7 protein-coding genes and 1 pseudogene are annotated in these 7239 nt (G+C 48.5%); 2 read left to right on the plus strand and 6 right to left on the minus strand.

What is annotated here, in order from left to right; all coding sequences use genetic code 11:
• Positions 1-11 precede the first annotated feature (11 nt).
• The 5 genes from ACOJTG_RS19160 to ACOJTG_RS19180 all read right to left on the minus strand — a co-directional run bounded on the left by ACOJTG_RS19160 (position 12) and on the right by ACOJTG_RS19180 (position 4684).
• Positions 12-731: an SIMPL domain-containing protein gene (locus ACOJTG_RS19160; protein ID WP_420155295.1), complete on the minus strand. Its 720-nt coding sequence runs from the start codon at positions 729-731 to the stop codon at positions 12-14.
• Positions 732-931: 200 nt separating this feature from the next.
• Entirely contained in the window at positions 932-1414 is a 483-nt protein-coding gene (gene folK / locus ACOJTG_RS19165; RefSeq protein WP_420155296.1) for a 2-amino-4-hydroxy-6-hydroxymethyldihydropteridine diphosphokinase, read from the minus strand.
• Between the two features lie 89 nt (positions 1415-1503).
• Positions 1504-3042, minus strand: coding sequence for a YifB family Mg chelatase-like AAA ATPase (locus ACOJTG_RS19170; RefSeq protein ID WP_420155297.1), 1539 nt, complete (start codon positions 3040-3042; stop codon positions 1504-1506).
• A gap of 182 nt (positions 3043-3224) precedes the next feature.
• A complete protein-coding gene (locus tag ACOJTG_RS19175; protein ID WP_420155298.1) occupies positions 3225-4328 on the minus strand; it encodes a DNA topoisomerase IB in 1104 nt (367 codons plus the stop codon).
• A gap of 56 nt (positions 4329-4384) precedes the next feature.
• Positions 4385-4684, minus strand: coding sequence for a hypothetical protein (locus tag ACOJTG_RS19180; protein WP_420155299.1), 300 nt, complete (start codon positions 4682-4684; stop codon positions 4385-4387).
• Between the two features lie 212 nt (positions 4685-4896).
• Here ACOJTG_RS19180 and ACOJTG_RS19185 point away from each other — a divergent pair, with 212 nt between their 5' ends.
• Both ACOJTG_RS19185 and ACOJTG_RS19190 read left to right on the plus strand, forming a co-directional pair.
• A complete protein-coding gene (locus tag ACOJTG_RS19185) occupies positions 4897-6219 on the plus strand; it encodes a 4Fe-4S dicluster domain-containing protein (protein ID WP_420155300.1) in 1323 nt (440 codons plus the stop codon).
• A gap of 27 nt (positions 6220-6246) precedes the next feature.
• Positions 6247-7032, plus strand: coding sequence for a (Fe-S)-binding protein (locus ACOJTG_RS19190; RefSeq protein ID WP_420155301.1), 786 nt, complete (start codon positions 6247-6249; stop codon positions 7030-7032).
• A 3-nt stretch (positions 7033-7035) separates the two neighbouring features.
• Here ACOJTG_RS19190 and ACOJTG_RS19195 read toward each other — a convergent pair.
• Positions 7036-7239: pseudogene (locus ACOJTG_RS19195) on the minus strand (SDR family NAD(P)-dependent oxidoreductase); the annotation flags it as partial.

Below are 7239 nucleotides of genomic sequence, written 5' to 3' on the forward strand. Positions count from 1 at the left end.
AGGAATGACAATTATTTGATTCGGAAAATAACCTGAATGCGGGAGGTGAATTTTACTTTCTGGAATTCCAGATCACTTTGGGCTACATCCGCTGATTCGGCTTTGGCCATACGCATCATAGGCATTTGAGCCATTTGGTACATGGGGGTATTGTAGCTGTCTTCGATTTCGTGGATTTCCAGCACTTCGCCCAATTTGTCACCGAGCGATTCTACTAAATAGGCGGCTTTTTCTTTGGCGTTCTGTAAGGCCTTAATTTTCACGTCTTTGCGTAACTGTTCCTTTTTGGAGTAATCCACCCGGCTGATGTAAGTATTGGCAACACCCCGAGAATCTACTTTCGAAAGCAAGTTATCCACATCGTATAACTTGGCTAATTTGAGCTGATATTGTTTACTTTCCAGAAACTGAGCCGGGTTTTTCTTTTTCCCAATGCTGTTCTGGTAACCCGTGATTCCCTGAATAGTTAGGGCGTCTTTCGGTAAACCGGCTCCCTGTACCGACTGAATCAATTGTTTCTCCAGAATATCGATAGTGACTTTATCCTTCTGATTTTTCTCGTCTTTATAAAACTCCTTGAGGCTAACAGTCAGGTAAAACTCATCCGGATCGACTTCTACTTCGGAAGTTCCGGTTACTTCAATTTTACGAACGGGTTCTTTTTCCACGGTTTGAGCGAATGTGGCAGTGCTGAAAATGAAAGAAGCGGCAAGCAAAAGAATGTTTTTCATGGCTTTGTAAGAATTAGTTTTTGAATCGTTTACACTCAGTAGATGCGATCGATCCAAAAATTCCATACGGAGAAGGTGTTAATGAAAGTTAAAGATAAATTGGAAATGAAAAGGTGAATAAAAACGATTGATAATGAATGGTTTATGACTAAACTGAATTTTTAAATTACTATAGATACGAAAGAAACCGGGTGCTGTCTTTACACTTCCAGGCGTAACACGCTTGAATTATCAGTGCATACTTCCAGTAATTGCTGCTGGGTTAGCTGTAACACCGGATGGATGAAATCGGGGGCAATCTCGGCCAGCGGTACCAGCGTAAAACGTCGTTCCGCCAGGTAAGGGTGAGGAATACTCAGTTCCGGATCGCTAATGACTTCCGTACCGTAGTACAACAAATCAATATCGATCAGACGGGCTCCCCACTTCTCTTTTCGTACCCGGCCCAGTTCCATTTCAATGGCCTGCGTCCGCCGAAGTAATTCTAAAGGCTCCCAGTCAGTATCTATGTCGATTACCTGATTTAAAAAGGCGGGTTGATCCGTCAGACCCCAGGCGGCCGTTTCCCACAAACTCGATTGTACGCGAATGAGTCCGATCGTGTCTTCAATACGTTTCCGGGCCTGTTGAAACGTGTCTAGCCGATCGCCTAAGTTGGCTCCTAAAAGTAAGAATACGTTCAAAATACAGATTGAATGGTCATCGTATGCGTACAAATGTAAAAATAGAGTACCGTGAAAACACCAGTAACCGGAAAGAAGGGTACTCAAATCTATGTTCCCCAGCTCTCCCGGTCCAGACTTCGGTATTGAATAGCCTCAGCCAAATGCTCAATTTTGATTTCAGGGGAGCCCGCCAAATCGGCGATGGTACGAGCTACCCGCAGAATCCGGTCGTACGCTCGGGCCGAAAGCTGTAACTTATTCATGGCTGTTTTCAGTAACATCTTACCCGCTTCACTAAGTTCACACACCTTCCGTACCAGCTCCGACGGCATCATCGCATTGCAATAAACCCCCGTATGTTCAGTGAACCGTTCCGTCTGTATTTCCCGAGCCTTGATGACCCGCTCGCGAATGGCGACACTCGCTTCTGACTTTCGGGTAGAAGATAATTGCTCAAAATTAACCGGGGTCACTTCCACGTGTAAATCAATCCGATCGAGTAGAGGACCGGATATACGGCTCAGGTACTTGCTGACGCTACCGGGCGGGCAGGTGCATTCCTTTTCGGGATGATTGTAATATCCACACGGACAGGGGTTCATGCTGGCAATGAGCATGAAATTAGCCGGAAACTCCACCGCCCAACGAGCCCTCGAAATACTAACGGTCCGCTCTTCCAGCGGTTGCCGCATGACTTCCAGAGCCGACCGCTTAAACTCAGGGAGTTCGTCCAGAAACAGGACACCATTGTGAGCCAGTGAAATCTCGCCGGGTTGCGGCATGCCCCCACCACCCACCAGAGCGGCATCCGAAATCGTATGGTGCGGATTCCGGAAGGGACGACGGGCAATGAGTGTTGCCCGACTGCCCAGCTTGCCCGCCACGGAATGAATCTTCGTTGTTTCAAGAGCCTCGTGCAAAGACAAGGGCGGAAGTATACTGGGAAGGCGTTTGGCTAGCATGGTCTTTCCCGCCCCCGGCGGTCCGATCATGATCACGTTATGCCCACCGGCTGCGGCAATTTCCAGCGAGCGTTTGATATTTTCCTGACCCTGTACGTCAGCAAAATCAGTTTCGTATTCGTTAAGAATAGTCAGGAAAATGTCCCGCGTATCGGATGTGGTAGGTTCAATATCTAGCGTCCCCCTCAGAAAATCCACCGCCTCGCTGAGCGTATCGACGCCAATCACGTCGATATTATTGACAATGGAAGCCTCCGAAGCATTTTCTTTCGGTAAAATGAATCCCTTGAACTGGTTTTTGCGAGCTTCGATGGCAATGGGCAGTACTCCTTTGATGGGCCGCAATTTGCCGTCGAGTGACAGTTCACCCATGATTAGGTATTCTTCCAGCTTTTTCAGATTTGCTTGTTCCGAAGCGTGTAATACGCACAAGGCAATGGGTAAATCATACGCGGAGCCTTCTTTACGTACATCTGCCGGAGCTAGATTGATTACGGTCTTCGTTCGTGGATAAAAGTAATCGTGATATTTGATGGCGGCTTCCACGCGTTGCACGCTCTCTTTTACTGCACTATCAGGCAGTCCTACCAAAAAAGTACCTGTCCCCTGTCCTACCGTTACTTCAACGGTAACCAGGGTTGCATTCACGCCGAAAATGGCCGCTCCGTAAGTCTTTGCCAACATAGTTTTCTTACCTAAAATCAGTTAGCAAACTTAAGCGGTTTAGGAGTCATAGCGGATAGGGCCCGGTATTTACCCAGAACCAAAGCCGTGAAAAAGCAAAAAATCATTGGTAATCAATTGATTACCAATGATTTTTTCATATACATGCTAACTAATGTCGAGTACATATTTAGGGAACGGTACTAGACCGTTGCTTCCAGCAATTGCTTCACTTTCAGCTCCAGGGGAGACAAAGACGAAGGATCTGCCGTTTCACTGGGAGCCGTATCCAGTCCTTCGCAATAGCCCCAAAGTTTTTCTGATTCATAAGCCGTAATTACTTTGGGATGTACGTAGTATTTCTTGCTGACGGCCCGAGTATTACCCAAAGCCTCAGCTACCAGATCATAACAGCGGTTGATATTACGTTTACAGGCCGTAGGCGTATCGAATAAGCCGAGGGACTGAAAAGCCTCAAAAGCTCCCAGTGTACCCCGCCAGGTACGGAAATCCTTAGCCGTAAACTCTTCACCCGTGATTTCGCGTAGATACGTATTGACATCACCAGAGCCGACACTACGGTGGTTGCCTTCATTATCTACATACTGAAAAAGCTCCTCACCGGGTACATCTTTACATCGCTGAATCAACTTAGCCAGTCGTTTGTCCTTTAGGCTAATTTCGTGGAAAACGCCTTTTTTCCCTTTGAAACGAAAGGTAACTTTTGATCCTTCAATGTCAGCGTGTTCGTCCTGCATGGTGGTAAGACCATACGAGCCGTTTTGCTTCTTGTACTCTTCGTTACCCACTCGAATGCTGGTCTTTTCCATGAGCCGAACAATGAGTGCCAGTACTTTCTCGTACGGTAGTCCCGGGCGACGTAAGTCTTTTTCAACCTGCTCTCGAATCTTTGGGAGTACTTCAGCGAATTCTACCAGCCGGTAAAACTTGGTTTCGTTGCGAATGGCATTCCAGTCCGGATGATAGCGATACTGCTTACGACCCTTCGTATCGAAACCCGTAGCCTGCAAGTGACCATTAGCCAAGGGACTTATCCACACTTTTTCCCAGGCTGGTGGTATAACCAATGAACGGATTCGCCGTAGCGTATCCATATCGCGTATCGGCTTTTTGTCGGCATCGACATACCGAAACGATTTATTATGTCGTAAGCGATGAATGCCCGGTTGATCGTCGGTGGTATAGACTAAACCTGCCACCTTAGCCGACCGCTTTGGATCTTTTGACCAAAGACGGGTACGGCGACGACGGGTGGCTTTCGAAGGAGGTAGTGCAACAGCACTCATAAAGTTAAAGAGTTGTGGGGTTTAGAGAAGAGTATGGCCTTCCCAACAAATATCAATTACAGCAGCGGATCGTCTTCCTTAATCGGAGCCTCATCGTGCTGACTATGGCGATCGGCGTCTTGCTGGTGGCGGTCGGCCCGGTCAACACTTCCCCGTTCGCGAATATTTACTTCCGTTTCCATATCGGTTGGATCAAACTCTCCTTTTTCCTCTTCAAAGGACTGTTCATAATTCTCAATACCTTCACTTTCCAGCGCTTTCAGTTCAGAGGGGCTCAGACCCAGATATAACTTTTCTGGTTCTTGCTTCTCCGTATTTTCTCTCAGTCCATTGGTATCTTTCGGTTCAGTATTCATGGCTGTAGGATGTTAGTTCAAAGTATGTATTGGATAAAAAAGAGTGCCTTCATGAATTTCCCCCGAATCTAAAGCCCTTTGATGTAGAATATATTCCCTTGTTTTTCTGCTTTCAGCCTTGTGCAGGAAACTAGTTATTATGCTTGCATACTATTTCGCAAATGGTATCTTTGCTAGAGTAAATTGATTTTTTCGAGCAAAACCAAGAAGATATGCAACTCCTACCGCAAGTAGTCTTTGCATTAGTAGTAGGATTGGTTGGCTGGATGATGGTTCGACGGATTCGAAGCATTCAGCAAACAATCCAACTCGGCCGGGCCGAGGATTTGAGTGATCAGCCGGGTCTTCGCTGGCGTACCATGCTCCGGATCGCGTTCGGGCAGCAACGCATGTTCGATCGGCCGCTGGTGGGTATACTGCACCTGCTGGTCTACGCGGGTTTCCTGTTGATCAACATTGAAGTACTGGAGATTGTACTGGATGGTTTACTCGGCACCCACCGCCTTTTTGCTCCGGTACTGGGTGGTTTTTATCCCTTCCTGATTGATTTTTTTGAGGTATTGGCACTGGGTGTACTCGTGGCCTGTGTACTCTTCTTGATTCGCCGGGATGTCCGGCTGGTTCCCCGGTTGCAAGCCCGTCAGCACCGGGAATTGAAAGGCTGGCCCGTGCGGGATGCCAACATTATTCTGATTACCGAGATCGTACTGATGGTAGCCATTCTGAGTATGAATGCTACTGATAGCCTGTTACAGGAACGCGGACAGGCCCATTATCCGCTTGTGGGTGATTTTATCATCAGCCAGTTTCTGAAGCCAGTTTTCGCGGGTTTTAGTACGGGAGCTTTGCTCTTCATCGAACGGGTTGCCTGGTGGTTTCATATTCTGGGCATTTTTGCCTTTGCCGTATACGTTACCTATTCCAAACACCTGCACATCTTTCTGGCCTTTCCGAATACCTATTTTACCCGATTTCAGCCGCAGGGAACCATGGATGCCATGCCTTCCGTCACGCGGGAAGTAAAACTGATGCTCGGTACCGAAACGGATACGGGAACTCCGCCGGAAGCTGGCAGATTTGGAGCTAAAGACGTCATGGATCTTTCCTGGAAAAACCTCATGGACGCCTATTCCTGTACCGAGTGCGGGCGATGTACAGCAGCCTGTCCGGCGAACCTGACGGGTAAAAAACTCTCCCCCCGGAAAATCATGATGGATACCCGGGATCGGCTGGAGGATCTGGGAAAAAACCTGCAAGCCAACGGCGGCAAGCTGAAGGACGACGGAAAATCACTGCTGGGCGACTATATCCAGACGGAGGAATTACGAGCCTGTACGACTTGTCAGGCTTGCGTACAGGCTTGCCCTATTTTGATTAATCCGCTTGACATTATTCTGCAACTGCGTCGGTATCAGGCCATGGAGGAATCCAACGCTCCGGCCGCCTGGAATGCCATGTTCCAAAATGTGGAAAACAATCAGGCTCCGTGGAAATTCTCGCCCGGCGACCGCTTTAACTGGGCCGAGCAGTTGTAACCGTTTCAACGCAATTCGTGTATGAGTATGGACTATAAAGTACCTACCATGGCCGAACTGATGGCTCATGGAAATACGCCCGAAGTATTATTCTGGGTGGGTTGTGCAGGTAGTTTCGACGACCGTTACAAACGTGTAACCGTTGCTTTCGCCAAGATTCTCAATCAGGCGGGGATCAAATTTGCGGTGCTGGGTACGGAAGAAAGCTGTACGGGTGATCCGGCTCGTCGGGCCGGAAACGAGTTTCTGTTTCAGATGCAGGCCTTAACCAATATTGAAGTGCTAAACGGATATGGCGTACAGAAAATCGTGACGGCCTGTCCCCACTGCTTCAATACGCTGAAAAACGAATATCCGGCTCTGGGCGGCACATACGAAGTCATTCATCATTCCACCTTTCTACAGCAGTTGCTCGACGAAGGCCGCCTGACCGTACAGGGCGGAGCCTTTCGTGGTCAGCGAATCACCTATCACGACTCCTGTTACCTAGGGCGGGCAAATGGCGTGTACGAAGCTCCACGGGCCGTTATTCAGGCTCTGGATGCTGATTTGGTAGAAATGAAGCGTTCCCGGAAAAACGGCCTCTGCTGCGGAGCGGGTGGTGCCCAGATGTTCAAGGAACCCGAACCTGGTAGAAAAGACATCAACATCGAACGAACGGAAGAAGCCCTGGGTACTGGAGCGAAAACCATCGCCGTCGCCTGTCCCTTCTGTATGGTGATGATGACGGATGGCGTTAAAAACAAAGAAAAAGAAGACCAGATCAAAGTCCTGGATCTGGCCGAACTAATCAGCCAGTCGAACGGCTGGTAAGCCCTAAGGAAAGGCCAGCGGATCGGGATACTGGAACGTGTACGCCAGCCGAGTAATGAGTTTTTCCGAAGAAATTACCTTAAACGGGACGGGTGCTTCGGGTTCTTTAAATAGGGGCGGAGCCCAGCCGTGTTGTTCCGCGTTTCGTTCGTAAATGGCCCGCCGTACCGGATGCTCGGGAGCTACTACGTTAAAGGTTTCATTCCA

Source organism: Siphonobacter sp. (assembly GCF_048595215.1).
In the GTDB taxonomy this organism is placed as follows: domain Bacteria; phylum Bacteroidota; class Bacteroidia; order Cytophagales; family Spirosomataceae; genus Siphonobacter.

Excerpts from the sequence above, each read along its gene's own strand:
- ACOJTG_RS19175 (WP_420155298.1), bottom strand. The coding sequence starts at position 4,328 with ATGAGTGCTGTTGCACTACCTCCTTCGAAAGCCACCCGTCGTCGCCGT.
- ACOJTG_RS19160 (WP_420155295.1), bottom strand. The coding sequence starts at position 731 with ATGAAAAACATTCTTTTGCTTGCCGCTTCTTTCATTTTCAGCACTGCC.
- ACOJTG_RS19180 (WP_420155299.1), bottom strand. The coding sequence starts at position 4,684 with ATGAATACTGAACCGAAAGATACCAATGGACTGAGAGAAAATACGGAG.
- ACOJTG_RS19185 (WP_420155300.1), top strand. The coding sequence starts at position 4,897 with ATGCAACTCCTACCGCAAGTAGTCTTTGCATTAGTAGTAGGATTGGTT.
- ACOJTG_RS19190 (WP_420155301.1), top strand. The coding sequence starts at position 6,247 with ATGGACTATAAAGTACCTACCATGGCCGAACTGATGGCTCATGGAAAT.
- ACOJTG_RS19170 (WP_420155297.1), bottom strand. The coding sequence starts at position 3,042 with ATGTTGGCAAAGACTTACGGAGCGGCCATTTTCGGCGTGAATGCAACC.